Origin of the sequence: Brevundimonas subvibrioides (assembly GCF_027271155.1) — a bacterium.
GTDB lineage: Bacteria > Pseudomonadota > Alphaproteobacteria > Caulobacterales > Caulobacteraceae > Brevundimonas > Brevundimonas subvibrioides_D.
Window position 1 is genome coordinate 363,129 of sequence record NZ_CP114542.1, and the last position, 24,170, is coordinate 387,298.

Annotated in this window: 23 protein-coding genes; 10 read left to right on the plus strand and 13 right to left on the minus strand. The window is 68.1% G+C overall.

All coding sequences use genetic code 11. From position 1 onward, the window contains the following. Nucleotides 1-11: 11 nt before the first annotated feature. Nucleotides 12-1,118: a cell division protein ZapE gene (gene zapE, locus O3139_RS01870; RefSeq protein WP_269515202.1), complete on the minus strand. Its 1,107-nt coding sequence runs from the start codon at nucleotides 1,116-1,118 to the stop codon at nucleotides 12-14. 165 nt (nucleotides 1,119-1,283) lie between these two features. Between zapE and O3139_RS01875 the strand changes: the two genes are divergently transcribed. After that, nucleotides 1,284-2,330 carry an aspartate-semialdehyde dehydrogenase gene (locus tag O3139_RS01875; protein WP_269515204.1) on the plus strand — a complete coding sequence of 349 codons (1,047 nt, stop codon included), beginning with the start codon at nucleotides 1,284-1,286 and terminating at the stop codon, nucleotides 2,328-2,330. Between the two features lie 4 nt (nucleotides 2,331-2,334). After that, the gene (gene rarD, locus O3139_RS01880; protein ID WP_269515205.1) at nucleotides 2,335-3,264 is read left to right on the plus strand and encodes an EamA family transporter RarD; all 930 of its coding nucleotides are present in this window, start codon (nucleotides 2,335-2,337) and stop codon (nucleotides 3,262-3,264) included. Between the two features lie 3 nt (nucleotides 3,265-3,267). On the opposite strand, the gene O3139_RS01885 is transcribed toward rarD, so the two are convergent. After that, the gene (locus O3139_RS01885) at nucleotides 3,268-4,416 is read right to left on the minus strand and encodes a serine hydrolase domain-containing protein (protein WP_269515207.1); all 1,149 of its coding nucleotides are present in this window, start codon (nucleotides 4,414-4,416) and stop codon (nucleotides 3,268-3,270) included. Then, nucleotides 4,413-5,648: an NAD(P)/FAD-dependent oxidoreductase gene (locus O3139_RS01890; protein WP_269515208.1), complete on the minus strand. Its 1,236-nt coding sequence runs from the start codon at nucleotides 5,646-5,648 to the stop codon at nucleotides 4,413-4,415. The genes O3139_RS01885 and O3139_RS01890 overlap by 4 nt, the downstream gene beginning before the upstream one ends. A 66-nt stretch (nucleotides 5,649-5,714) precedes the next feature. Here O3139_RS01890 and greA point away from each other — a divergent pair, with 66 nt between their 5' ends. Continuing rightward, complete coding sequence (greA, locus tag O3139_RS01895; RefSeq protein ID WP_269515209.1) at nucleotides 5,715-6,191, plus strand: transcription elongation factor GreA; 477 nt, start codon at nucleotides 5,715-5,717, stop codon at nucleotides 6,189-6,191. 103 nt (nucleotides 6,192-6,294) lie between these two features. After that, nucleotides 6,295-6,471 carry a hypothetical protein gene (locus tag O3139_RS01900; RefSeq protein ID WP_269515210.1) on the plus strand — a complete coding sequence of 59 codons (177 nt, stop codon included), beginning with the start codon at nucleotides 6,295-6,297 and terminating at the stop codon, nucleotides 6,469-6,471. A 2-nt stretch (nucleotides 6,472-6,473) separates the two neighbouring features. On the opposite strand, the gene O3139_RS01905 is transcribed toward O3139_RS01900, so the two are convergent. The 4 genes from O3139_RS01905 to O3139_RS01920 form a co-directional block, all read right to left on the minus strand. Then, nucleotides 6,474-7,151 carry a hypothetical protein gene (locus O3139_RS01905; protein ID WP_269515211.1) on the minus strand — a complete coding sequence of 226 codons (678 nt, stop codon included), beginning with the start codon at nucleotides 7,149-7,151 and terminating at the stop codon, nucleotides 6,474-6,476. A gap of 171 nt (nucleotides 7,152-7,322) precedes the next feature. Next, the gene (locus O3139_RS01910) at nucleotides 7,323-8,075 is read right to left on the minus strand and encodes a DUF1223 domain-containing protein (RefSeq protein ID WP_269515212.1); all 753 of its coding nucleotides are present in this window, start codon (nucleotides 8,073-8,075) and stop codon (nucleotides 7,323-7,325) included. Between the two features lie 91 nt (nucleotides 8,076-8,166). After that, on the minus strand, nucleotides 8,167-10,338 hold the full coding sequence (locus O3139_RS01915) for a prolyl oligopeptidase family serine peptidase (protein ID WP_269515214.1): 2,172 nt from the start codon (nucleotides 10,336-10,338) through the stop codon (nucleotides 8,167-8,169). Between the two features lie 54 nt (nucleotides 10,339-10,392). Then, nucleotides 10,393-12,582 carry a prolyl oligopeptidase family serine peptidase gene (locus O3139_RS01920; RefSeq protein ID WP_420022332.1) on the minus strand — a complete coding sequence of 730 codons (2,190 nt, stop codon included), beginning with the start codon at nucleotides 12,580-12,582 and terminating at the stop codon, nucleotides 10,393-10,395. 94 nt (nucleotides 12,583-12,676) lie between these two features. Between O3139_RS01920 and dapF the strand changes: the two genes are divergently transcribed. Further along, entirely contained in the window at nucleotides 12,677-13,510 is an 834-nt protein-coding gene (dapF, locus tag O3139_RS01925; RefSeq protein WP_269516514.1) for a diaminopimelate epimerase, read from the plus strand. Here dapF and O3139_RS01930 read toward each other — a convergent pair whose 3' ends face one another. Beyond that, the gene (locus O3139_RS01930) at nucleotides 13,511-13,732 is read right to left on the minus strand and encodes a DUF1674 domain-containing protein (protein WP_269515216.1); all 222 of its coding nucleotides are present in this window, start codon (nucleotides 13,730-13,732) and stop codon (nucleotides 13,511-13,513) included. 148 nt (nucleotides 13,733-13,880) lie between these two features. Between O3139_RS01930 and O3139_RS01935 the strand changes: the two genes are divergently transcribed. The 5 genes from O3139_RS01935 (at nucleotide 13,881) to O3139_RS01955 (ending at nucleotide 17,883) form a co-directional block, all read left to right on the plus strand. After that, the gene (locus O3139_RS01935) at nucleotides 13,881-15,113 is read left to right on the plus strand and encodes an argininosuccinate synthase (RefSeq protein WP_269515217.1); all 1,233 of its coding nucleotides are present in this window, start codon (nucleotides 13,881-13,883) and stop codon (nucleotides 15,111-15,113) included. Between the two features lie 188 nt (nucleotides 15,114-15,301). Beyond that, nucleotides 15,302-15,736, plus strand: a complete 435-nt coding sequence (locus O3139_RS01940) for a hypothetical protein (protein ID WP_269515218.1) — start codon at nucleotides 15,302-15,304, stop codon at nucleotides 15,734-15,736. A gap of 93 nt (nucleotides 15,737-15,829) precedes the next feature. Further along, a complete protein-coding gene (locus O3139_RS01945) occupies nucleotides 15,830-16,357 on the plus strand; it encodes a hypothetical protein (RefSeq protein WP_269515219.1) in 528 nt (175 codons plus the stop codon). 55 nt (nucleotides 16,358-16,412) lie between these two features. Next, complete coding sequence (locus O3139_RS01950) at nucleotides 16,413-16,679, plus strand: DUF6356 family protein (protein WP_269515220.1); 267 nt, start codon at nucleotides 16,413-16,415, stop codon at nucleotides 16,677-16,679. Between the two features lie 10 nt (nucleotides 16,680-16,689). Next, a complete protein-coding gene (locus O3139_RS01955; protein WP_269515221.1) occupies nucleotides 16,690-17,883 on the plus strand; it encodes a CaiB/BaiF CoA transferase family protein in 1,194 nt (397 codons plus the stop codon). Here O3139_RS01955 and O3139_RS01960 read toward each other — a convergent pair. The 5 genes from O3139_RS01960 to sucD all read right to left on the minus strand — a co-directional run bounded on the left by O3139_RS01960 (nucleotide 17,880) and on the right by sucD (nucleotide 24,157). After that, nucleotides 17,880-18,344, minus strand: a complete 465-nt coding sequence (locus O3139_RS01960) for a PIN domain-containing protein (protein ID WP_269515222.1) — start codon at nucleotides 18,342-18,344, stop codon at nucleotides 17,880-17,882. The two genes, O3139_RS01955 and O3139_RS01960, sit on opposite strands and share 4 nt — an antisense overlap. After that, nucleotides 18,338-18,616 (minus strand): antitoxin, encoded by a 279-nt coding sequence (locus O3139_RS01965; RefSeq protein ID WP_269515223.1) that lies wholly within the window; start codon nucleotides 18,614-18,616, stop codon nucleotides 18,338-18,340. Before O3139_RS01965 ends, O3139_RS01960 begins: the two co-directional genes overlap by 7 nt. Before the next feature lie 58 nt (nucleotides 18,617-18,674). Next, nucleotides 18,675-19,928: a 2-oxoglutarate dehydrogenase complex dihydrolipoyllysine-residue succinyltransferase gene (gene odhB, locus O3139_RS01970; protein WP_269515224.1), complete on the minus strand. Its 1,254-nt coding sequence runs from the start codon at nucleotides 19,926-19,928 to the stop codon at nucleotides 18,675-18,677. Between the two features lie 90 nt (nucleotides 19,929-20,018). Beyond that, a complete protein-coding gene (locus tag O3139_RS01975) occupies nucleotides 20,019-23,015 on the minus strand; it encodes a 2-oxoglutarate dehydrogenase E1 component (protein ID WP_269515225.1) in 2,997 nt (998 codons plus the stop codon). A gap of 239 nt (nucleotides 23,016-23,254) precedes the next feature. Then, nucleotides 23,255-24,157 carry a succinate--CoA ligase subunit alpha gene (sucD, locus tag O3139_RS01980; RefSeq protein ID WP_269515226.1) on the minus strand — a complete coding sequence of 301 codons (903 nt, stop codon included), beginning with the start codon at nucleotides 24,155-24,157 and terminating at the stop codon, nucleotides 23,255-23,257. Nucleotides 24,158-24,170: the final 13 nt, after the last annotated feature.

Here is a 24,170-nt window from a genome sequence, read left to right on the forward strand (position 1 = left end):
ATGCCAAGGCATCACTCCCCAGGCCGGGCCTGATCCAGCCAGGACGCGCTCGACATCTCGTTCAGGCGCGACACCGTGCGTTCGAACTCGAAGGCCCCGTCGCCCGTCGGATAGATCTGTTCGGGCGCGCCGACGGCGATGGCGACCAGCCGGGTTCTCGCCTCATACAGGGCGTCGATCAGGGTGACGAAACGGCGGGCCGCCTGACGCCGGTCCGGACCCAGCAGGGGAATGTCCTCGATGAAGAGGGTATGGAAGCGCTCGGCGATGGCCAGATAGTCCCGGGGACCCAGCGGTGCCTCGCACAACTCGTCGAAGGTGGCGCGGGCGAGGCCTCCGGCCGTGCGGGCGATGACGACGTCGCGGCCCAGGACGGCCAGATGGGCCGGGCATTCCGGCATGTCGCCGCGCAGATCGGCCCATAGCTGCTCGAAGCCCGTCCGGCGGGCTCCGCCCTCGCCGTTGAACCAGACACGCGACGCCTTCATCCGGTCCAGCCGCCAGTCGCGCGCGCCCGACAGCTCCACGACCTGGCAACGCTCGACGATGCGGTCGATGAACGGCGTGAACAGCGGCCTGTTGATCCCGTCCCTGTAGAGCTGGTCCGGAGCGCGGTTGGACGTGATGCAGACGACGACCTTCTTCTCGAACAGGGCGTCGAACAGCCGGCCCAGGATCATGGCGTCGGCGATGTCGGAGACCTGAAGTTCGTCGAAGCACAGCAGCCGGGCTTCCGATGCGATCAGGGCAGCGACCGGTTCGATCGGGTCGTCGCCTCGGTGCGTGCCAAAGACCCTCTGGCGCGCGGTCCTGTCGCCTTCGCGCCACTGGCGGATCAGGTCGTGGACCCGGGCCATGAAGGCGTGGAAATGGGCGCGGGTCTTTCGCGGCTCCGGCGCGCCGGCGAAGAACAGGTCCATCAGGATGGACTTGCCCCGGCCGGGCGGACCCCAGAGGTAGACGCCGGTGACCTGTGGCGCGCCGCCGAACAACCTGCGCCTGCCGAGGTCGATCTCCAGACGCGAAAGGGCGGCCACGGCACCGACCTGGGCCGGATCGCGGGTGAGCAGGCCCTGTTTCAGGCGGCTTTCATAAGCAAGGGCAATGCGAGAGGGCATGGAACTGGGGCATAGCCGTGCCGGCTGGCGCTGAAAAGCGTTGCTTCGCAGGCGCGAAGGGCTACATGCGAGGTTCGAGGTTCCTGCCTCGAAACTCCCCCATCCCGCGCTCAGGCAGCAAGCGACCGCGTCGCGAGCGTTAGCGCGTCCGAAGGACTGACAAGAATGGGCTATTCCGTCGCGATCGTGGGCGCCACCGGCAATGTCGGGCGCGAGATGCTGACCATCCTCGAGGAACTGGAGTTCCCCGTCGATGAAATGCATGCGGTCGCCTCGCGAAAATCCAAGGGGATCGAGGTCGCCTGGGGAGAAAAGACCATCAGGTGCGAGGTCATCGACACCTTCGATTTCTCGAAGGTGGACATCGTCCTGATGTCGGCGGGCGGTGACGTCTCGCGCGAATGGTCCGAGAAGATCGGCAGGATGGGCCCGATCGTGATCGACAACTCCTCGGCGTTCCGCAAGGACCCCGACGTGCCACTGATCGTGCCCGAAGTGAATCCGGACGCCATCAAGCTGGCGACGAAGAAGAACATCATCGCCAACCCCAACTGCTCGACCGCCCAGCTGGTCGTGGCGCTGAAGCCCCTGCATGACGCGGCCAAAGCGAAGCGCGTCGTGGTCTCGACCTATCAATCCGTGTCGGGTGCCGGCAAGGAAGGCATGGACGAGCTGTGGAACCAGACCAAGGCCATCTATGGCCTGGGCGACGCCAAACCAAAGAAGTTCCCCAAGCAGATCGCCTTCAACGTCATCCCCTTCATCGGGTCGTTCAACGAGGACGGCTATACCGACGAAGAGGCCAAGATGTGGGCCGAGACCCACAAGATGCTGGACCCTGCGATCAAGCTGACGGTCACCTGCGTCCGCGTGCCGGTCTTCGTCGGCCACTCCGAGGCCGTGACGGTCGAGTTCGAGCGGCCCATCAGCCCCGATGAGGCCCGGGCCATCCTGCGCGAGGCTCCCGGCATCCAGGTGATCGATAAGCAGGAGCACGACGGCTACATCACGCCTGTCGATGCGGCCGGCGAGCACGCCGTCTATGTCAGCCGCATCCGCAAGGACCATACGGTCGAGAACGGTCTGGTGTTCTGGGTCGTGTCCGACAACCTGCGCAAGGGCGCGGCGCTGAACGCGGTCCAGATCGCCCAGCTGCTGGACGAGACCGGCACGATCAAGCCGAAAAGCGGGTATCGCACCCTGACGGTCTAGGGCCGTGGCCACCCCGACCCCGACGCCTGCCCCGACCCGGGCCGCCTTCCTGTCGGCCGTGGGCTGCTATGTCATGTGGGGGTTCATGCCCCTGCTGTTCATGGGGCAGGCGGCGCTGGGCTTCTCCGCGCCCGAAATCCTGTCCCACCGGGCCCTGTGGTCGGTCCTGTTCGCCGGGGGCCTGGTTCTGCTGGCCGGTCAGGCCGGACAGGTCCGCGCGGTCCTGGGCCAGCCCCGCACGCTGGGCTGGCTGGCGCTGGCGACGGTGCTCATTGCCATCAACTGGAGCCTCTACGTCTGGGCCACGACCCATCACGCCACGCTCGAGGCCAGCCTCGGCTACTACATCAACCCCCTGCTCAACATGATCGTCGGGCTGTGGCTGTTCCGCGAGAAGATCGACCGATGGGGCTGGGTCGCCATCGGGATGGCGGCGCTCGGCGTCCTGTTCCAGGCCCTGGCCCTGGGCCGCCCACCGTGGATCTCGATCGCCCTGGCGCTCAGCTTCGGGGCCTATGGCGTCATCAAGAAGCGGATTCCGGTCGAGGCCCAGGCCGGCCTGTTCATCGAATGCCTGTTCCTCATGCCTTTCGGTGTGGTGTTCGTGGTCTGGCTGCAGACCCACGGGCTGGGCCATGCCCTGGCCAGCCCGCTCGCCTTCGGCTGGGCCCTGCTGAACGGGCCGGCCACCGTCCTGCCGCTGGCCCTGTTCGCCTGGGCCGCCCGTCGCATGCCCTTGTCGACCATGGGCTTCATCCAGTTTCTGGCCCCGACGCTCCAGTTCTGCATCGGTCTGGCGGCCGGCGAGCTGTTCACCCCGCTCAGGGCCGTGTCCTTCCTGTTCATCTGGCTGGGTGCCGGTGTGTTCGCGGCCGCCGCCCTGTTCCGCGCCCGGGCGGCGCGGCGGGCACTGGCGATGGTCGAGCCGGTCTGACCCTCAAACAGCTGAATAGAGGGCGTCAATCAACCGTTGAGCCCGGGGGTCGCCGATCAGATGCGGCGACTGGCGGGTCATGACATAGGCGGCCGAAACCCTGGCCGCCGGATCGGCGAAGGCGCAGCTGCCGCCCCAGCCGCAATGACCCAGCGCGTCCGGGTTCGGACCGAAGATCCTGAGGCCAGAATTTCGCATCAGGCCTGCCGCCCAACTGATGACATAGGGCAGGACCAGATCCTGACCATGGATGCGCTCTTTCGTCGCCTGGGCCAGGACATCGGTGGACAGGACGGTCTGGCCGTCGAGCGCCCCGCCATTGGCCACCAGGCCCATGATCCGGGCGAGGTCCAGCGCGGTTCCATGCAGATTGGCCGAGGGAATCTCGATCGTGCGCCACTCGGCCGAGCCGCGCCCGCCGGGGGCCGAGCCCCGGTCGAGAAAGGCGGCGGTCTTGATCGCGTCGATCGGCCCCAGGCCGGCAGCGGCCGAGGGCTTCCGCAGCGCGGCGACCCGGTCGTGCTCGGCCTCCGGCAGGCCGATCCACAGGTCGAGACCGAACGGCCCGGCGAAGTCCTCGCGCAGGGCCTGACCGAGGCTGCGGCCGTCGGCGAGGCGGTGGACCTCATTGGCCAGATAGCCGACCGTGACGGGGTGATAGCCGGAGGCGTTCCCAGGCGGCCACATCGGGGCCTGGGCCGCCAGTCGGTCCAGCACCGCCCGCTGATCGAACCAGATGGCGGGGTCGGTAGGTGCATCGAACCCCGGCAGGCCATCCTGGTGCGACAGCATCTGGGCGACGGTGACCTCTCCCTTGCCCCTGGCTCCGAACGCCGGCCACAGGCCCGAGACCCTCTGCTCATAGGCCAGTTTCCCCCGCTGGACGGCCGAGGCCATTAATAACGCCATGATGGCCTTGCCGGTCGAGAAGACGGGGGTCAGGGTCCGGTCCGTGAAGGGCGTTCCGGCCCGCGGGTCCGCCTGTCCGGCCCACAGATCCACGACCGTCTCGCCTGCAATAACGACCGAAAAGCGGGCCGCCTGTTCGTTCAGGCCTTCCGGGGCATCGGCGAAGTTCCGGGCGAAGGCGTCCTTCACGGCAGCGAAGCGTGGCGGGCACAGGCCGGAGATATCAGGCGCGGTCGAGATCATTCCGGCCTCTTATCCGGCCCATGGCCTGCCCGCCACTGCATTGCGCCCCGGGCCGCGACGACGCCGGAGGCCAGGCTGGCCTGCAGCAGATAGCCGCCCGTAGGCGCTTCCCAGTCAAGCATCTCGCCGGCGACGAAGACCCCCGGCCGCGCCGTCAGCATCAATGATGGATCGAGGCCCTCCAGAAGCACGCCCCCCGCCGTCGAGATCGCGCGGTCCAGACCCTGGATGCCGGTCAGCTTCAGCCGCACCGCCTTGATCCTCCGGGCCAGCTTTTCGAAACCCGCGGGCACGTCGCCGATCTCGCGCAGCACGGCGATGGCGGCGGGCGACAGCCCCCCGGCCTTGCGCAGGTGATTGGTCATGCTGTCCTTGCCGCGCGGCCGGGCGAGACGCTCTGCCAGGGTCGCTTCCGACAGGTCGGGGCGCAGATCGAGGGTCACCGTGGCCGCACCCTCCGCCGCGATCGCGTCTCGCAGGCCCGCCGACAGGGCATAGACCGTCCCGCCCTCGATGCCGTAGCGCGTCAGCAGCACCTCGCCCCGCACGGACTGGCCGTCGAAGGTCAGGGTGACGGGCTTCAGGGCCGCGCCGGCGAACCGGTCGGTCAGGACGTCGGACCAGGCGACGTCGAAGCCGGCGTTGGCCGGAACCAGCGGCGCGACATCGACGCCCTCGCTCTCGAGAAGAGACGCCCAGGCCCCGTCCGAGCCCAGTCGGGGCCAACTGGCACCGCCCAGGGCCAGGATCGTCGCGGACGGGTGCTCGGTCCGCTCGCCATCCGGGGTGTCGAACACCAGCGCCTGCCCCCGCCAGCCGATCCAGCGCGATCGGGCCCTGATCTCGACGCCCAGCCCGGCCAATCGCCCCAGCCAGGCCCGCAGCAGGGGCGAGGCCTTCATGGCGCGGGGAAAGACGCGGCCGCTTGACCCGACGAAGGTCGGCTGATCCAGACCATGGGCCCAGGCGATGAGGTCATCGGGCGAAAAGGCATCCAGCCAGGCGGCGACGGCAGGCCCGGTGTCGCCATAGCGGGCCAGGAAGGCGGCCTGGTCCTCGGAATGGGTCAGGTTGAGCCCGCCGCGCCCCGCCATCAGGAATTTACGGCCGACCGAGGGCATCCGGTCATGCACCACGACCCGCGCCCCGGCCGTCGCCAGGGTCTCGGCCGCCATCAACCCGGCAGGACCGGCTCCGATGACGTGGACGGCAGGGTCGGCGGGAACGGTCATGGGCCACCCTCTAGCCGGTCAGGCCTTGCAGAGGAACGTCCGTGTCCCCCATACGCTGGGATGATCATGAGCGTCGCCTTCACCCGCGAGGAGGATCTGGAGGCCACGGCCGCCGATCTGCCCGACCGCCCCGTCTCGCCGCACGCCAATCTTGTGACGCCTGAAGGCCTCGCGGCGATCGAGCATGCCCTGGCCGAGGCCCGTGCGGCCTATGGTGCGGCCCAGGCCTCGGGCTCGATCGAGGCGGACCGGACGGCCATGGCCCGGGCGACGCGCGATCTGCGCTACTGGTCCGCACGACGCGCCAGTGCCCAGGTCGTCGAGACCGAAGTCGACGGCCGGGTGCGGTTCGGTGGATCGGTCACCATCGAGCGCGAGGACGGTCGCACCCAGACCTGGCGCATCGTCGGCGAGGACCAGGCGGATCCCGCCAACGGCTCGGTCAGTCATGTCTCACCCCTGGCCAGGGCCCTGACCGGCAAACGCGTCGGGGACGAAGCGGTGGTCGCCGGACAGGCTGTAGACATCATCGCAGTGGACTGAACGCCCGGTGCGCCCCACATTGTACGGACCGCGCCATCCGGCGCCCAGGTAGCAACTCCCGGATCCGGTCCGGGACGCGCGTCAGCGCCCGAAGAGGACTCCCATGGCCCGCAAACCCAACTACGGCTTCGAGCGCATGGAACGGGACAAGGCGGATGCCGAGAAGGCCGCGCGCAAGGCCGCCGCGAAACTGGCGAAGAAGGAAGCCAAGGCGCGGGGCGAGGACGTCGATCACCCGGACTGGGCCCCGCAATCGGACGACGCCGACGAGCAGGCCTGAGGTCAGTTCGTCAGGATCTGGACGCGCGACCAGACCCCGCCACGATTGACGACCTCGACCCTGAGCGTGCCCGGCCGGGGATGGCTCAGGGTGCAGACGGGATAGTGATCGCGCGATCCGTCGTTGCACAGAACCACGCCCTCGGCGTCGCGGATCGTCAGGTCGATATTGGTGTCTCCGTCGCCGATGGCGGCCACCCGCAGGACCTCGTTGCGACGCGCCTCCACCGTGAAGCTGTAGGTCTCGCGCGCGCGCAGCCGACGCACCAGCACGATGGGGCCGGGGCCGAAGGGCGAGGATCGCACGCCCTTGTTCGGCGATTGCTGGCGCCGGACCCGCTCGAGGATGTCGGGATCGTCCGCGGCCAGGGTCTCGGCCTCCTGCAGCAGAACGGCGGAGGTCAGGAACGGCGCATCGCCCGATTGGGAACGATTGCGGACTTCGCCCATCATGCGGGACGCCACCAGCATGGCCTCGGCGTCACGCCGGTCGCGCGCCCAGTCCGCTACCTCTGCGGCCGTGACGATCTGGCTGATGGCGCGGGCTTCGGCGTCGAGGTCGAAAGGCTCGCCAGGCCCCGACCGGATCTGCGACCCGGCCGGGGCGGCGATCGATGTCGCGGCCAGGGCGATGGCAAACGCGATGAACCGCCCCGAATTCCCCCGACCGGATCGATCCATGCGTTGTTCCATCCTCGCCTTCCCCAAAAGCGATATCCGAGCGGCGACCCTGTCCGGATTGCGCCGTTCTCGTGACCGCGGACACTGACCGAAACTGATGGATTCGCCAAGACCTGGACGGTTCGAGGCCGCGACGCCGCTGCTCTGGAGCCTGATTCACCGCCGGGGTGTTCAGTCCTGACGTATCGCCGCCGTCAGGATGCGACGATCTGCGCGCGCCTGCACCAGGACCACGGTCCGGTCCTGGGCATCGGCGAGGGTGGGCAGGGTCAGAAGGATGGGCTGGCCGCGCCAGGCCCCCAGCCGGGTCAGGCTCCGGACCACATTGACCGAGCCGATGACCTGGCCCCGGTTATCGCCGCCGGAGACGCTGACGTCCTGGCGGCCGGGCCGATAGGTGATGGCCCAGACGTCGGCGCCGCCGGCCGGTACCCGTCCGCTGCCGATGCCGACCGCCTCGCCGCCTTCGCGGAACTGGACCTCGGGCGGGAAGATGCGGCGGGTGGCCTCCTCGTCGACCGCGTCCTGAACGGCGTCGGCATCGACGCCTGAGACCTGACGCCGGCCGTCGATCACGACCTGGGGCGTATAGACGCCACGCAGCCGCAGGGCCGCCTGATAGGCCCGTTGGCGCTGGGCGAACTCCGGCCGGGCGAAGGTGTCGGCCCAGCCCAGATAGTCCCAGTAGTCGACCGACCAGGTCAGGGCGATCACGCCGGGCGTCTCCGCCAGCGTCTCCACCACGCGATTGGCCCCGGTGCAGCCGGAACAGCCCTGGGCGGTGAACAGCTCGACCACCACCGGCTCGGCTGCGCGGACATTGCGGACTGCAGGATGTGGAGCGGCCGGCCGGGCAGCCGACTCGACCGCGCCCCCACAGATCAGGGCGGCGACCGCTGCGACGATGAAGCCCCGTGTGTTCATGGGGCGGAGTCCTAACCGGAAGCATCCGGGACCGCGCCTCATAATCGCGTGAACCCGTCCTCGTCCGCCGAGCGACGAGGGAGGACCAAATTCAGTCCATCAGCTGCTGGCTCAGATAGACATAGTGGCGGGCCCACCGCCGGGCATTGGCGACCGGGTCGGCGTCGTTCGAATGCCCGCCCGAGGTCTCCTCGTAATAGAGGTGATCGTGGCCCTGATCGCCCAGCCGGGCCGCGAACTTCCTCGCATGGCCGGGATGGACGCGGTCGTCGCGGGTGTTGGTGGTGATGTAGACGCGCGGATAGTCCGTCTCGGGCCGCAGCTGCTGATAGGCGGAATAGCGGGCGATGAAGGCGGCATCGCCGGGGATGCGCGGATCGCCGTATTCGCCGATCCAGGACGCCCCGGCCGGCAGGTCCGGATAGCGCAGCATGTCGATCAGCGGGCTTTCGATCACCGCCGCATTGAACAGCTCAGGGTGCTGGGTTATCGAGACCGAGGTCAGGACGCCGCCGTTCGACCGGCCATAGATGCCCAGGTGCCGGGCAGAGGCGATGCCGCGCGCGGACAGATCGCGGGCCACGGCGGCGAAGTCGTCGAAGGCCCGTTGCCGGTTCTCCCGCAGGGCCGCCTGGTGCCAGGCCGGACCGAACTCGCCCCCACCCCGGATGTTGGCCACCACATAGGCCCCGCCGTTCTCCAGCCACAGCTTGCCCAGTTCGGGCTTGTAGGCCGGCGGGATGGCGATCTGGAAGCCGCCATAGCCGAACATCACGGTCGGGGTGGAGCCATCGGAGGGCGCATTGCGGGGGTGCACGACGAAATAGGGGATCATCGTGCCGTCGGTCGAGGCGACCTCGAACTGTTCGACGACGTGGGTCGAGGCGTCGAACAGAGCCGGGGCCTGCCGGACCTCGTCCAGTTCGCCGGTCGCGACGTCGGCCAGGCTCAGCGTCGGCGGGGTCAGGAAGCCCTGGCTCGACACGAACACCGTGCCCCGCGAGCGGGAGGCGTCTCCCAGCGCCACGGCGCTGTTGGCCGGAACGTCGATCCCGGTCGCGTGCCAGCGAATCTGGGTGGGGTTCGTCGTGTCGGGCGTGAAGACCTTGAGCGTGCCGACGACGTTGTCGGACACGACCGACACGATCCGGTCCGACATGACCGTCGTATCCTGCAGCGACTGGCGCGGGCCGGGGTGGAAGATCACCTGCGGGTCGTTGTCGCTGCGGACGATCTCCGGCTGTTGCAACGTCGTCAGGCTTGCCGCGACCAGATCGCCCGCGGGCAGGGGGCCGCCGGGGATGGCCCAGGCCTCTTCCAGCGAGAAAATCAGCTGCGTCCCCATGGTGCCCTGAACCGCGACCCGCTCGGGCAGGTTCAGCCGTACGGCGCGCCCGTCGACCCATTGCCAGGTCTGGGCCCGGAAGGTGTCCAGCGGCCGACTGAACAGGACGGCCTCGACCACACCGTCCTTGTCACGGAAGACCTCGGGACTGACGCCATAGCCGCCATCGCCCTGTTCGCCGCGATACACCTCCGTCGCCTCGGCCAAAGACTGACCACGCTTCAGCGACTTGACGATATAGGGATAGCCACTCTCGGTCAGGGTTCCCGGCCCGAAGTCGGTGGCGACCAGCAGGGTGTCGCGATCCAGCCACTCCAGACGATGCTTGCCCTCGGGCAGGACGAACCCTGCGTCCACGAAGGCCCGGGTGGTGGTGTCGAACTCGCGCACCACGACCGCATCCTTGCCGCCTTCCGAAAGGGAAACCAGGCAGCGAGTCTCGTCCGGAGCCAGGCAGTTCGCGCCCTTCCAGACCCAGTCCCGGCCCTCGGCGCGGGACAGGGCATCGACATCGATCAGGGTTTCCCACACCGGGGTCGCGCTGCGATAGCTGTCCAGCGTCGTGCGCCGCCACAGGCCCTTGGGATTGGTCGCGTCCTGCCAGAAATTGCCGATACCGTCGCCGAGGAAGGCCGGAGTCGGGATGCGGGCGGTGGAGGACAGGATGTCGAAGGCCTGCTGGCGGAAGGTCTCGTAGCGCGGATCGCCGGTCAGGGCGGCCAGCGACCGTTCGTTCTCGGCCCGGACGAAGGCCATGGCCTCGGTCCCCTCGACCGCCTCCAGCGCCAGATGATCGTCGGCGGCACGGACGCCCGCGGGCGACAGATCGGCCGGGAGGTGGGGCGGGGGCGTCTGTGCCAGGGCGGGGGCGGCAAACACGGCGAGCACCGTGGCGGCCATCATCGACTGGATATGCATTTCGGGCTCCGTGGCTTCAATCCTCACCCGCGACGCGGGGGAGGATCAGGCGGTCTACTCCTGTGCCGGCTGATCCATCAGCCGGCGGCTCAGATAGGTGTATTCCAGGGCAATCCGGCGGGCGGTTTCCTGCAGGTTCGCCCCCGCGGCGTGGCCGCCGTCGGTGTTCTCGTAGAACAGGACCGGATAGCCGAGCTCTTCCAGCCGCGCGGCGGCCTTGCGTGCATGGCCCGGATGGACGCGATCGTCCTTGGTCGAGGTGTGGATGAAGACCTCCGGATAGGGCTGTCCCGCCCGCAGGTTCTGATACGGCGAATAGGCCTGGATCCAGGCGCGTTCCTCAGGGATGTCCGGATTGCCGTACTCCGCGATCCAGGAGGCCCCCGCCAGCAGGCGGTGGAAGCGCAGCATGTCGAACAGGGGCACCTGGATGACGGCGGCATTGATCAGGTCCGGCCGCTGGGTCAGCATCGCCCCCATGAACAGCCCGCCCTGGGACCCGCCCATGATGCCGAGGCGGGGCTGGGACGTGATGTTGCGCGCGATCAGGTCCAGCGCCACGGCCTGGAAATCCTCATGTGCGCGCTGCCGGTTTTCCTGCAGGGCCGCGTCGTGCCAGTTGGGGCCGAACTCGCCACCGCCGCGCGTATTGGCGACGACATAGACCCCACCCCGCTCCAGCCACAGCTTGCCGACCGTCGGCGAATAGCCGGGCAGCAGCGAACTCTGGAACCCGCCGTAGCCGTACAGCAGCGTGGGGTTGGATCCGTCCAGCGCCAGGTCGGTTTTGTGGACCACGAAATAGGGGATCATCGTCCCGTCGGCGGAACGGGCCTCGAACTGATCGACCGTCATGCCGTCTGCGTCGAACTTGGCGGGCAGGGCCTTGACCGGGGCGACCGCGCCGCTGGTCGCGTCGGCCAGATACAGGCTCTGCGGCGTCAGATAGCCGGAGACATTGACGAAGACCCGGTCGTCGATCTCGGAGGCCGACCCCAGGCCGATCGTGGCGTTCTGCGGCAGGTCCAGACGGCGGCGGGCCCAGTCGCCGTCGGGACCCGGCGTATAGACATAGGCCGCGCCGCGCACATTCTCGAACAGGCCAACGATCAGGTGGTTGCGGGTCGCGGTGATTGCCTCGACCGCCTCGCGTTCTGTCGGGCGGATGATGAGGCGGGCCTGAGTCGTCGGGTCGATCAGCCAATCGGTCAGCGGCCATGCGACGACGTCGCCGGTCTGGAAGGTCTGGCCGGACGGGGCGGTCCAGTCCTGCTTGATCGTGACCACCAGCTGGCCCTGGACCAGGGCGTCGATGTCCGACTTGGCCGGCAGGGCCAGCTGCGTCGTCGTGCCGTCGGGGTTCAGGCGGTGGGTCTCGCCCTCGTAGAAGCTGATGCCGCGGTTGATCAGGATGGCCTGCACGCCCCCGTCCGCATCGCGCAGGGTATAGCCACTGACCGACACGTCAGACGGCTGGCCTGTGAAGACCGTCTCGGCCTGATCGATGGTCTGGCCCCGTTTCAGCCGCTTGACGATCATCGGATAGCCCGAGGTCGTCAGGGTGCCGGGTCCGAAGTCGCGGGCGACCAGAAGGGTGTCGGCATCGACCCAGGCGACGCTGCCCTTGGACTCGGGCAGTTCGAAGCCACCCGCCACGAAGGTGCGGGCCTCGGAGTCGAATTCGCGGATCACGACCGCGTCCTTGCCGCCGTCGGACAGCGAGATCAGACACAGCCGCTCCTCGGGCGGCAGGCAGGTCGAGCCCTTGTAGACCCAGTTCTTGCCCTCGGCCGCCGACAGGGCGTCGATGTCGAGGATGGTCTGCCACTCCGGCGCGTCGGTGCGATAGCTGTCCAGCGTCGTGCGCCGCCAGACGCCGCGCACATGGTCGGCGTCCTGCCAGAAATTGTCGATCATGCCCGCGTGGGTGAACCCCGGCGCGGGGATGCGGTCGCGGGCCTGGACCAGGGCCAGGGCCTGTTCGTGCAGGGCCTCGTAACGCGGATCGCCCTGCAGAACGCCGAGCGAGCGGGTGTTGTGTTCGTTGACCCAGGCCATGGCGCGTTCGCCATCGACCTCCTCCAGCCACAGCCAGGGATCGGTCGCGTCCGAGGTGGCGAAGGCTCCGGCGGCCAGCGGGGGGTTGGGCGGGGTCCGATCGGAAGCGGTCTGGGCCATGGGGCTCGAAGCGAAGGAGAGGAGGGGCAGAAGGGTGGCGAGCAACAGGCCGGACGATAGACGCATACGGGGCGCTCCGTGAGGGACAAGGCACCTTAGCGGCGAGGCCGCACGCGGCAAGTGGGTTGGGACCCGGTGGGAGAGGGGGTATATGCAGCGCATGCAGGCCTCTACCCCTTTCGTGAAGATGAACGGCGCGGGCAACGACTTCGTCGTCGTCAATGCGTTCGAGACGCCGTTCACGCCCGACGTCGACCGGGTGCGGGCCCTGGCCAACCGCCAGACGGGCGAGGGGTTCGACCAACTGATCGCCATTGAGCCGTCGGACCGCGCGGACGCCTTCATGCGCGTGTGGAATGCCGACGGCGGCGTGGTCGAGACCTGCGGCAATGCGCTGCGCTGCGTCGGCTGGATGCTGATGCAGGCCAACGGCACCGACAGCGCCACCATCGACACCCTGGGCGGGACGACCATCGCCCGGCGTGCGGGGCCTGACCGGGTCACCGTCGACATGGGCGCGCCCCGGCTGGACTGGCGAGACATCCCCCTGGCCGAAGAGATGGATACGCGCGGCATCGAGCTGCAGATCGGGCCGATCGACGATCCCGTCATGCATACGCCCGGTGCCGTCAGCATGGGCAATCCGCACGTCGTCTTCTTCACCGACCGGCTGGACGACGTCTTCGTCACCGGCGCGGGGTCGATGATCGAGCACCATCCCCTGTTTCCGCAGGGCGTGAACGTCGGCTTTGCCCATGTGCTGGGGCCGGATCGTATCCGTCTAAGGGTCTGGGAGCGCGGGGCCGGCCTGACCCGGGCGTGCGGGACGGGGGCCTGTGCAGCCCTGGTGGCGGCCTCACGCCGGGGCCTGACGGGGCGGAGCGCCACCGTGGTCGCCGACGGCGGCGAACTGCGGATCGACTGGGACGAAGGGACCGGTCATGTCCTGATGACCGGCCCGGTCCAGATCGAGCGCACAGGTCACCTGGGCTGATCAGAAGTCGATCGCCAGACCCTTCTTCTCCCAGTCGCCGTAGCGCGTCGGCTCCGGTCCGCGGGGTCCGCCGTGCTCCTCCGGAAGGGCCTCGGCCTCGGCTGTGGCGCGTCGTTCGGCGGCCTCGGCCAGGGCGCGGCGGGCGGCGTCGGTCAGAACCCGCGGCGGCGTTTCCTCCGCTGCATTGTCGTTGAGGGCTGGCGTAGGAGCGTTGTCGGTCACGGCGGCATCCGGTGGCTGTCCTGTTCAGATAGTGCCGCCCGCCCGGACCGCCAGCCGCCCCGCCGCATTCCGGCCCTTGCATCGCGCGGCGCGAGGCCCTTTAAGCGCCGCCAATCCCCGCCGCGCATCGTTCTTCAAGGATCCCATCATGGCCAAAGCGTCCGACAAACCCGTCAAGAAGGTCGTCCTGGCCTATTCCGGCGGCCTGGACACCTCGATCATCCTGAAGTGGCTCCAGACCGAGTACAATGCCGAGGTCGTGACCTTCACCGCCGACCTGGGCCAGGGCGAGGAATTGGCCCCGGCACGGGAAAAGGCCCTGAAGATGGGCATCAAGCCCGAGAACATCTTCATCGACGACCTGCGCGAGGAGTTCGTGCGTGACTTCGTCTTCCCGATGTTCCGCGCCAACGCCCTGTATGAAGGTCAGTACCTGCTCGGCACCTCGATCGCCCGGCCCCTGATCGCCAAGCGCCAGATCGAGATCGCCCGCATGGTCGGTGCCGATGCCGTCTGTCACGGTGCGACCGGCAAGGGCAACGATCAGGTCCGGTTCGAGCTGGGCTACTATGCGCTGGAGCCCGACATCCGAGTCATCGCCCCCTGGCGCGAGTGGGAATACCGCAGCCGCGAGGCCCTGCTGGACTTCGCCGAGAAGAACCAGATCCCGATCGCCAAGGACAAGCGCGGGGAGGCCCCGTTCAGCGTCGACGCCAACCTTCTGCACTCTTCCTCCGAGGGCAAGGTGCTGGAGGATCCGGCCGTCGAGGCCCCGGAGTTCGTACACCAGCGCACCATCAGCCCGGAGGACGCGCCGGACACCCCGCACGTCTTCACCATGACCTTCGAGAAGGGCGACGCGGTCGCCATCGACGGCGTCGCGATGTCGCCCGCCACTGTTCTGACGAAGCTCAACGCGCTCGGTCACGACAACGGCGTCGGCCGTCTGGACCTGGTCGAGAACCGCTACGTCGGCATGAAGTCGCGCGGGGTCTATGAGACGCCGGGCGGCACCATCCTGCTGGCGGCGCACCGGGGCATCGAGTCCATCACCCTGGATCGCGGGGCGATGCACCTGAAGGACGAGCTGGCGGTCAAATACGCCCAGATGATCTACAACGGCTTCTGGTTCGCGCCGGAGCGCGAGATGCTGCAGGCCGCCATCGACCACAGCCAGCAAAAAGTCTCGGGCACGGTCCGGATCAAGCTCTACAAGGGCAATGTCTCGGTCATCGGCCGCGAGAGCGCCAACAGCCTCTACGATCAGGATCTGGTCACTTTCGAGGAAGGCGTTCAGGCCTATGACCACAACGATGCCGCCGGCTTCATCAAGCTGAACGCCCTTCGCCTGCGGGTTCTGGCCAAACGCAACGCCCGCTGATCCATCCTCGATCCGGAGACCCTGGTGCGCCGGATTGCCATGAATGATGCGGAAGAGGCTGAACCGGACGCGACGGAACCGGTCGACGCGCCCGCCCGCTGAGCGGCTCGGGCGGCTTACGGCGAAGTAACTTGAGACGGGACGGCAATCGGCGGACCCTGGGGTCATCAGATCCCAAGGAGTCGACCATGATCCGTGCGCTGTCCCTCGCCACCGCCGCCGCCGCTGCTGCCGCGCTGTTCGCCAGCCCCGTCTTGGCCCAGACTGCAACCCCTGCACCGACCGCCCCGGTGGCGGCGACGGCTGTCCCGACCGAGGCCGAGATCAGCGCCGCGGGCGACGCCTTCGGCGCGGACATGGAGGCCATGCAGGGCGAACTCCAGGCCGCCCGGACCGCCGCCGGAACCGATACCGCCAGGGCCAATGCCGACGCGGATGCCATCCAGGCCGCTCATCAGGTCAAGGCCGACGCGTTCGCGGCGATGTTCCAGGCCTTTGTCGATGCGAACCCCGGCATGATCCCGGCCGAGGCCGTCGCGACCATCATGACCCAGATCCGGACCGCGCCGGCGACTCTCCGCGCGGGCGTCATGTCGGCCCCGGCGGGCACGCCCGCCGCCTGAGCGCCGCCGCGCGGCGAGGGCTTACGGCGAAGTAACTTGAGGTCCGACGCCGTTCGGCGGACCTTGAGGTCATCAGATCCCAAGGAGCCGACCATGATCCGTGCCCTGTCCCTCGCCGCCGCCCTCGCCGTCCTGCCGCTGTCCAGCGCACTGGCCGGAGAGATGCCCCGCGATCCCGATGGCGCATCCCAGGCCGCGATCGAGGCTGCGGCCTCGGCCTTCGAGGCCCGCATGGAGGCCTTCGGCGAACGGGCCGAGGCCGTCTCCGCCGATGAAAGCCTGACCGCCGACCAGCGCGAGCAGCGGATCGCAGCGATCTGGGCCGAATACGCGCCCGAGGTCTCGGCCTTCACCGCCGAGATCACGCGCCACGCCGGTTCTATTGCCCAGGAAGCCCTGGCCAATATCGATGTCGAGGCCTTGGTCGCCGACGCCCTGAATGACCCCGAGGTCCACGGAGCCATGGCCGCCGCGACCGGTATGGCACAGAACGGTGCGTGGGCCGCCAACGACCCGGAACAACAGATCACCTATGGCCTGATCGCCCAGTACGCCCTCGACCAGGCCGCCGAAGCGGTCTCGGAAGCCGATGCGGACGTCACGGTCACGACCGGGGACTGAAGCCTTCCGTCGGGGCGGGGTAGTGACGCGCCGCGCGTCACGCTAGGGTGACCGGATGATCCGGCCCCTGACCCGCCTGTTCGTCGACCATCCTCGCGAGGTCGGCGAGACCTATCTGCACCACGCGGTCGCCGCCTCGCGCTTCGGGCTCCGGCTCGCGGGACTGTCCGGCGCGGCCTTCCTCCACGCCCTGGTGCCCGCCCTGCACAGGACGACGGTCTCGACCGAGATCAAGCGTATGGCCGACGATCTGGGCTATCGGGCCGAGGTCGCCCGCGAGACGCGCATGGCCGAGGCCGGTGCCTTCGATCCCGGTCTCTGACGTGACACCCATGCCCCAGGCCCTGGCGGGCGTCCGCGTGCTCGACCTGTCGCGCGTGCTGGCGGGGCCCTGGGCCACCCAGCTGCTGGCCGATCTGGGAGCCGAGGTCATCAAGATCGAGCGGCCCGGCGTCGGTGACGACACCCGCGCCTGGGGCCCGCCCTTTACGACCAAGACCGACGGATCGCGGGGCGACAGCGCCTATTTCATGTGCGCCAACCGGGGCAAGAAGTCTGTCGCGCTGGACATGGCCTCGGCGGAGGGCGCCGATACGATCCGGCGGCTGGCCGCGACCTGCGATGTGGTCGTGGAGAACTTCAAGGTCGGCGGCCTGGCGAAATACGGTCTGGACTATGCCTCCCTGTCGAAGGACCGGCCCAGGGATCGACCCGCCCTGGTCTATTGTTCGATCACCGGCTTCGGCCAGACCGGCCCGCGCGCGCAACAGGCCGGCTACGACTATATGATCCAGGCCATGGGCGGGCTGATGAGCGTCACCGGCCAGCCCGACGGTGCGCCCGGGGCCGAGCCGATGAAGGTGGGCGTCGCCGTGGTCGATCTGGCGACGGGCCTCTATGCCTCCAACGCCATTCTTGCCGCCCTGCTGCATGCCCGGGCCACCGGACAGGGCCAGCATATCGACATCGCCCTGTTTGACGTCCAGGCCGCCATGCTGGCCAACCAGGCGACGAACTACTTCGTGTCCGGCATCGCCCCGACGCGCATGGGCAATGCCCACCCCAATCTCGTGCCCTACCAGCCCTTCCCGTGCGTTGACGGGAGGGTGGTGATCGCCGTCGGCAATGACGGCCAGTTCCGGACCCTGTGCGCCGTGCTGGGAGCCGAAGCCCTGGCCGCCGACACGCGCTATGGCACCAATGCGGGCCGAATCGAGCACCGGACCGAACTGGTCGCCGCGATCTCTGCCATGACCGGGGGCATGACCATGGCCGGGTTGATGGCGATGCTGGAGCCCGCCGGGGTCCCTTGCGGCCCGGTCAACACCCTCGACCAGGTCTTTGACGAACCCCAGGCGAAGCATCGCGCGCTGGAGGTGGAGCAAACGCGCGCCGACCTGTCGGCCCCCGTCCGCACGGTCGCCTCGCCAATCCGGATGTCTCTGACGCCCGCCCGCTACGACACCGCGCCACCGGCCCTCGGACAGGATACGCGAAACGTGCTTCGCTCGATCGAGAACAGCTAAGGTTCGTCGAGCAGACGCGCTGCGAGCTCCGCCATCGTCAGCGGGTCGTCGGAAAAAGACCAGTCGGCTACGGCAAGACCCTCGACAAGTGCGAAATGACGCAGGTTCCCGGTCACCACGGCCCAACCTCGCGCAAGGGCCTGCCCCGCGATGAGGGTATCCAGGTCGCCGATTGGACGCCCCATGCCCCGCAGCGTCGCTCGGAGGCGACCTGTGACGAAGGCGTCGTCCGGCGTCAGCTCCACCAGGTTGAGAGGCATGACGAGATGATCGATCCTGGCCAACTCCTGCTCCGGCCGCACCCCGGCCAATGCTCCGCTGACCAGTTCGTGGAGGACGATCGGCGACACCACCATCGGCCTTCCCGATTCGCGAGCGCGCTCATACGCTCGTGCGACACGGGGCGTCCGCGCGCGCATCAGGTCAATCAGCACACTGGTGTCGAGCGCCAGCGTCACCACGTCTTGATCGGCGTAACGGTCTGAGGTGGTGGGTCCGGGAAGGGTTCGTCGCTCAGCGCGTCGAGCCGAGCCCAGAAGTCGTCCCATTCGGCCCGCGTCCCCGGCGTGACATGTACCGGTATGGGCTCCAGAATGACGGCGTCGCCATCCTTGCGGATGCGCACCTCCTTGCCCTCGAACCTATAGGCCTTCGGCAGCCGCACGGCCTGGCTTCCGCCGTGGGCAAAAACCCGAGCCGTTTCGGCAACGCCTTTCGGTTTTGGATCAGCCACGAGGGGCTCCCATATCTACAAAATGTAGATACTTGACATGAGCTGTCGGTTCAAGCCGTCACAGGTCCAGCAGCGCCCGCGCCGGGTCTTCCAGCAGCTGCTTGATCCGCACCAGGAAGGTCACGGCCTCCTTGCCGTCGACGATCCGGTGGTCGTAGCTGAGCGCCAGATACATCATCGGCCGGATCTCGACCTGACCGTTCACCGCCATCGGGCGCTGGACGATGTTGTGCATGCCCAGGATTCCGGACTGCGGCGCGTTCAGGATCGGCGTCGACATCAGCGAGCCATAGGTGCCGCCATTGGTGATGGTGAAGGTGCCGCCCTGCAGCTGGTCCAGCGTCAAGTCGCCGTCGCGGGCGGCCTTGCCGAGCGCGGCAATGCCCTTCTCGATGCCCGCCAGTGACAGGGTGTCGGCATCGCGCAGCACCGGTACGACCAGACCCTTCTCGGTCCCGACGGCGACGCCGATGTCATAGTGGTTCTTGTAGATGATGTCGGTGCCGTCGATCTCGGCATTGACGGCCGGGATCTCCTTCAGCGCCGCAACGACCGCGCGGGTGAAGAAGCTCATGAAGCCCAGCTTCACGCCGTGCGCCTTTTCGAACGCGTCCTTGTACTGGGTGCGCAGGGCCATGACGGTGGTCATGTCCACTTCGTTGAAGGTGGTCAGCTGGGCGGCGGTGTTCTGCGATTCCTTCAGCCGGCGCGCGATGGTCTGGCGCAGCCGGGTCATCTTGACCCGCTCCTCGCGCGGCTGGTCGGCGCGCGGCGCGACGGCCACCGCCGGAGCGGGCGTCGGCGCCGGCGCGGCCGGGGCCGGGGCGGACGGCGCGGCACCGACGGCGGCCAGGGCATCGCCCTTGGTGATGTTGCCCTTGGGCCCTGTCGGCGCGATGGCCGAGGCGTCGAGGTTGTTCTCGGTCACGATCCGCTGAACCGAAGGCGAAAGGGGCGCGTCGGCCGCCGGGGCCTTGAAGGCGGCCGATCCGGTGTTGGCCGAGCCGCCCGTGGGCGCGGCGGCAGAAGGAGCGGGCGTCGGCGCAGCCGCGGCCGGTGCGGGGGCAGCGTCGGCGGCGCCTTCGGTGACGGCCCCCAGGATCGCGCCCGGGGTCACCGTGTCGCCCTCTGCGAAGTGGATGGCCCCCAGCGTGCCGTCCGTCGGCGAGACGACCTCCAGCGAGACCTTGTCGGTCTCCAGCTCGACCAGCGTCTCGTCCTTCCTGACCGCGTCACCGACCTTTTTGGACCATTTGGCGATGGTCGCCTCGGAAACGGATTCACCGAGGGTGGGGGTCAGGATGTCGGCCATGGGGAGTTTTCCGGTCGTTCAGTCAGCGTCAGGGCGTGGCGGTCATATAGGCGATAACGGCGTCGGGCGGGAGGTGCCCGACGCCGACAGTCAGGCGAAGGCCTCGGAGGTGAAGGCCTCGAGTTCCTTCAGGTGGCGGCTCATCAGTCCGGCGGCGGTCGAGGCCGAGGCGGGCCGTCCGACGTAGCGGGCGCGTTTGGACTTCATGTCCAGCTTGTCCAGCGTCAGTTCCAGCCAGGGGTCCACGAAGGTCCAGCCGCCCATGTTCTTGGGCTCTTCCTGACACCAGACCAGCTCCGCATTGGGGAAGCGGCCCAGTTCGGTCGACAGGGACTTGATCGGCCACGGATAGAACTGCTCCAGTCGCATCAGATAGACGTCGTCGACGCCCTTCTTCTCGCGTGCGTCCAGCAGGTCGTAATAGACCTTGCCCGAGCACAGGACGACGCGGCGGATGTCCTTGTCGCCCTTGATGGTGATGCCCGAGACCTCGGGACGCGTCTGGGCGTCGTCATGCAGGACGCGGTGGAAGGACGAGCCCTCGGCCATGTCCGCAAGGGTCGAGACCGCCTTCTTGTGCCGCAGCAGGCTCTTGGGCGTCATGATGATCAGCGGCTTCCTGAACGGCCGGTGCATCTGGCGACGCAGGATGTGGAAATAGTTGGCCGGGGTCGTGCAGTTGGCGACCTGCATATTGTCTTCGGCGCACTGCTGCAGGAACCGCTCCAGCCTGGCCGAGGAATGCTCCGGACCCTGACCCTCATAGCCGTGGGGCAGCAGCATGGTCAGGCCGCACATCCGCAGCCATTTGCGTTCGCCCGAACTGATGAACTGGTCGATCACGACCTGGGCCCCGTTCACGAAGTCGCCGAACTGGGCCTCCCACATCACCAGGGTGTTGGGGTCGCTGAGCGCATAGCCGTATTCGAAGCCCAGCACGGCCTCTTCCGACAGGGCGGAATCGATGACCTCGAAATGCTGGTAGTCGCCGCCCAGGTTGTTCAGCGGAACATAGCGTTCCTCCGTGGTCTGGTCGACGATGCCGGAGTGGCGCTGGCTGAAGGTGCCGCGCACGGAATCCTGACCCGACAGGCGCACCGGGAAGCCCTCGGTCAACAGGCTGGCGAAGGCCAGGCTCTCGGCCGTGGCCCAGTCGATATCGGCACCCTTGTCGATCGTCGCGCGCCGGGCCTCGACGACGCGCTTCAGCGTCTTGTGGATGTCGACGTGGTTCGGAATGGTCGTCAGCCGGTGGCCGAGGTCCTTCAGCCTCGCCTCGGGCACCGCCGTGTCGCCGCGCCGCTCCTCGCCGTCGGGCAGGCCCACGCCCTTCCACTGGCCGTCCAGCCAGTCGGCCTTGTCGGCCACGAAGCTCTTTCCGGCCTCGAACTGCTCGTCCAGATACTGTTCGAAGCGTGCGATCTCGGCCTCGACCTCGGCGGCGGTCAGGACGCCTTCCTCCACCAGACGCTTCGAATAGATTTCGCGGGTCGAGGGCAGGCTGCGGATCTTCGAATACATCACCGGCTGGGTGAAGGTCGGGTCGTCGCCCTCGTTGTGGCCGAAGCGGCGGTAGCAGAACATGTCCACCACCACGTCCTTCTTGAACTTCTGGCGGAACTCCGTCGCGACCTTGGCGGCGAAGACGACCGCTTCCGGATCGTCGCCGTTGACGTGCAGGATCGGCGCCTGGACCATCAGGGCCACGTCCGACGGATAGGGGCTGGACCGGCTGTTCCTCGGGCTGGTGGTGAAGCCGATCTGGTTGTTGATGACGAAATGCATCGTCCCGCCGGTGCGGTAGCCCTTCAGCCCCATCAGGGCGAAGCATTCGGCCACCACGCCCTGGCCGGCGAAGGCCGCGTCGCCGTGGATCAGCAGAGGCATGACCTTGGACCGGTCCAGCGCCCACTGGGCCTCGGGCAGGCCGGCATTGGCCTCGCGGATGTCGAACGCCTGCTTCGCCCGCGCCTTGCCCAGAACGACCGGGTTGACGATCTCCAGGTGCGACGGGTTGGCGGTCAGCGACAGGTGGACGTGGTTGCCGTCGAACTCGCGGTTCGAGGACGCGCCCATGTGGTATTTGACGTCGCCCGATCCCTCGATGTCGCTGGGCACGGTCGAGCCGCCCTGGAATTCGTGGAAGATGGCCTTGTAGGGCTTGCCCATCACGGCCGCGAGCGTGTTCAGCCGGCCCCGGTGGGCCATGCCGATGACGATCTCGTCGACACCCAGGGCCCCGCCGCGCTTGATCATCTGTTCCAGCGCCGGGACCATGGCCTCGCCGCCGTCCAGGCCGAACCGCTTGGTCCCGGGGAAGCGCTTGTGCAGGAACCGCTCGAAGCCCTCGGCCTCGATCAGCTTGTTCAGGATGGCGATCTTGCCTTCCCGGGTGAAGCCGTTCTTCTCGAAGGCGTCCGGGCCCTCGAACCGCTGCTGGATCCAGGCCTTCTCCTCCGGTTCCGCGATATGCATGAACTGGATGCCGATATTGCCGCAGTAGGTCCGCTTCAGGATCGCCATGACCTCGCGGATCGTGCCGGTCTGCAGGCCCAGGACCCCGTCCAGATAGATGGGCCGGTCCAGATCGGCCTCGGTGAAGCCGTAGAACTCGGGCGTCAGTTCGGGATTGTTCGTCCTGGCTTCTATGCCCAGCGGGTCCAGCGTCGCCTGCAGGTGGCCGCGCACGCGATAGCTGCGGATCAGCATCAGGACGCGGATGGAATCATGGGCGGCGGCACGGACCTCCTCGGCGGAGGCTCCGGTCGCGGCGGGAGACGCAGGTGCGGTGGCGGCGGGTTTCGCCTTCGGGTCGGGCCGGGGGGCGGGCCAGCGGCCGTCGAACACACCGGTCTCCTCGCTCGGCTCGGTCGCCCGGGACCGGCCCCAGCTGCCGGCGGCCGAGGACGCCTGGACCGTCGCGGCCGAGTCCCTCAACTGGTCGAAGAAGGCCCGCCATTCGGCCGACACACTGGACGGATCGGCCGCCCATTTGTCGTGCAGCCCCTCGATGAAGGCGGCGTTGGAGCCATACAGGAAGCTGGTCTCGGCAAAGACCTGATTCAGCCGACCGGCATCGTCCGCCATGGTATCGTCGTCCCGACTTCGGCCCCGGGGTTGATCAGCGGTCACATCCGCGTGAGGCCAGCGCGGTTGATATAGGCGCTGTTTCCTTATGGGTCATGACCGAAGGAGGGCGAAAGGGCACTTTTTATCCTCCCCCGGAGCGCAGCAAACGGGGGAGGGGGACCGCGAAGCGGTGGAGGGGGCGGAACCACGCGCCGCGTCCGGGGCCGCCCCCGCCAGCCCCGCCATGCGGGTGAGGATCAGCCCTTCAGGACTTCCACCAGCGTCTTGCCCAGCCGCGCGGGCGAGGGTGACATGGTGATGCCGGCCGCTTCCATCGCCGCGATCTTGCTCTCGGCATCGCCCTTGCCGCCACTGACGACGGCCCCGGCGTGGCCCATGGTGCGGCCCTTGGGCGCAGTGCGTCCGGCGATGAAGCCGGCCATCGGCTTCTTGCGGCCCTTCTTCGCCTCGTCGATCAGGAACTGGGCGGCTTCTTCTTCCGCGCCGCCGCCGATCTCGCCGATCATGATGATCGAGGTCGTCTCCGGGTCGGCCAGGAACATCTCCAGCACATCGATGAACTCGGTGCCCTTGACCGGATCGCCGCCGATGCCGACCGCCGTGGTCTGGCCCAGACCCTCATTGGTGGTCTGGAACACGGCTTCATAGGTCAGGGTGCCCGAGCGCGACACGACGCCGACCGAGCCCTTCTTGAAGATGGAGCCCGGCATGATGCCGATCTTGCACTCGTCCGGCGTCAGGATGCCGGGGCAGTTGGGGCCCAGCAGGCGGGACTTCGAACCTTCCAGGTGCCGCTTGACCCTGACCATGTCCAGCACGGGAATGCCCTCGGTGATGCAGGTGATGAAGGGGATTTCGGCGTCGATCGCCTCGATGATGGCGGCCGCCGCGCCCGAAGGTGGGACATAGATCACGGACGCATCGGCCCCCGTGGCCTCCTTCGCCTCGCCGACCGAGGCGTAGATCGGCAGGCTCTCGCCATGAGATCCGGTCCAGTTCGTGCCGCCCTTGGACGGGTGCACGCCCGCGACCATCTGCGTTCCGTGATAGGCCAGCGCCTGTTCGGTATGGAACCCGCCCGTCTTGCCGGTCAGGCCCTGGACGATGATTTTCGTGGTCTTGTCGACGAGGATGGACATGACGGCTCGCTTC

What these genes read in the sequence shown, in the direction of transcription:
- zapE (WP_269515202.1), bottom strand. Translation starts at nt 1,118, where the DNA reads ATGCCCTCTCGCATTGCCCTTGCTTATGAAAGCCGCCTGAAACAGGGC.
- O3139_RS01875 (WP_269515204.1), top strand. Translation starts at nt 1,284, where the DNA reads ATGGGCTATTCCGTCGCGATCGTGGGCGCCACCGGCAATGTCGGGCGC.
- O3139_RS01885 (WP_269515207.1), bottom strand. Translation starts at nt 4,416, where the DNA reads ATGATCTCGACCGCGCCTGATATCTCCGGCCTGTGCCCGCCACGCTTC.
- O3139_RS01890 (WP_269515208.1), bottom strand. Translation starts at nt 5,648, where the DNA reads ATGACCGTTCCCGCCGACCCTGCCGTCCACGTCATCGGAGCCGGTCCT.
- greA (WP_269515209.1), top strand. Translation starts at nt 5,715, where the DNA reads ATGAGCGTCGCCTTCACCCGCGAGGAGGATCTGGAGGCCACGGCCGCC.
- O3139_RS01900 (WP_269515210.1), top strand. Translation starts at nt 6,295, where the DNA reads ATGGCCCGCAAACCCAACTACGGCTTCGAGCGCATGGAACGGGACAAG.
- O3139_RS01905 (WP_269515211.1), bottom strand. Translation starts at nt 7,151, where the DNA reads ATGGATCGATCCGGTCGGGGGAATTCGGGGCGGTTCATCGCGTTTGCC.
- O3139_RS01910 (WP_269515212.1), bottom strand. Translation starts at nt 8,075, where the DNA reads ATGAACACACGGGGCTTCATCGTCGCAGCGGTCGCCGCCCTGATCTGT.
- O3139_RS01915 (WP_269515214.1), bottom strand. Translation starts at nt 10,338, where the DNA reads ATGCATATCCAGTCGATGATGGCCGCCACGGTGCTCGCCGTGTTTGCC.
- O3139_RS01920 (WP_420022332.1), bottom strand. Translation starts at nt 12,582, where the DNA reads ATGCGTCTATCGTCCGGCCTGTTGCTCGCCACCCTTCTGCCCCTCCTC.
- dapF (WP_269516514.1), top strand. Translation starts at nt 12,677, where the DNA reads ATGCAGGCCTCTACCCCTTTCGTGAAGATGAACGGCGCGGGCAACGAC.
- O3139_RS01935 (WP_269515217.1), top strand. Translation starts at nt 13,881, where the DNA reads ATGGCCAAAGCGTCCGACAAACCCGTCAAGAAGGTCGTCCTGGCCTAT.
- O3139_RS01940 (WP_269515218.1), top strand. Translation starts at nt 15,302, where the DNA reads ATGATCCGTGCGCTGTCCCTCGCCACCGCCGCCGCCGCTGCTGCCGCG.
- O3139_RS01945 (WP_269515219.1), top strand. Translation starts at nt 15,830, where the DNA reads ATGATCCGTGCCCTGTCCCTCGCCGCCGCCCTCGCCGTCCTGCCGCTG.
- O3139_RS01950 (WP_269515220.1), top strand. Translation starts at nt 16,413, where the DNA reads ATGATCCGGCCCCTGACCCGCCTGTTCGTCGACCATCCTCGCGAGGTC.
- O3139_RS01955 (WP_269515221.1), top strand. Translation starts at nt 16,690, where the DNA reads ATGCCCCAGGCCCTGGCGGGCGTCCGCGTGCTCGACCTGTCGCGCGTG.
- odhB (WP_269515224.1), bottom strand. Translation starts at nt 19,928, where the DNA reads ATGGCCGACATCCTGACCCCCACCCTCGGTGAATCCGTTTCCGAGGCG.
- O3139_RS01975 (WP_269515225.1), bottom strand. Translation starts at nt 23,015, where the DNA reads ATGGCGGACGATGCCGGTCGGCTGAATCAGGTCTTTGCCGAGACCAGC.
- sucD (WP_269515226.1), bottom strand. Translation starts at nt 24,157, where the DNA reads ATGTCCATCCTCGTCGACAAGACCACGAAAATCATCGTCCAGGGCCTG.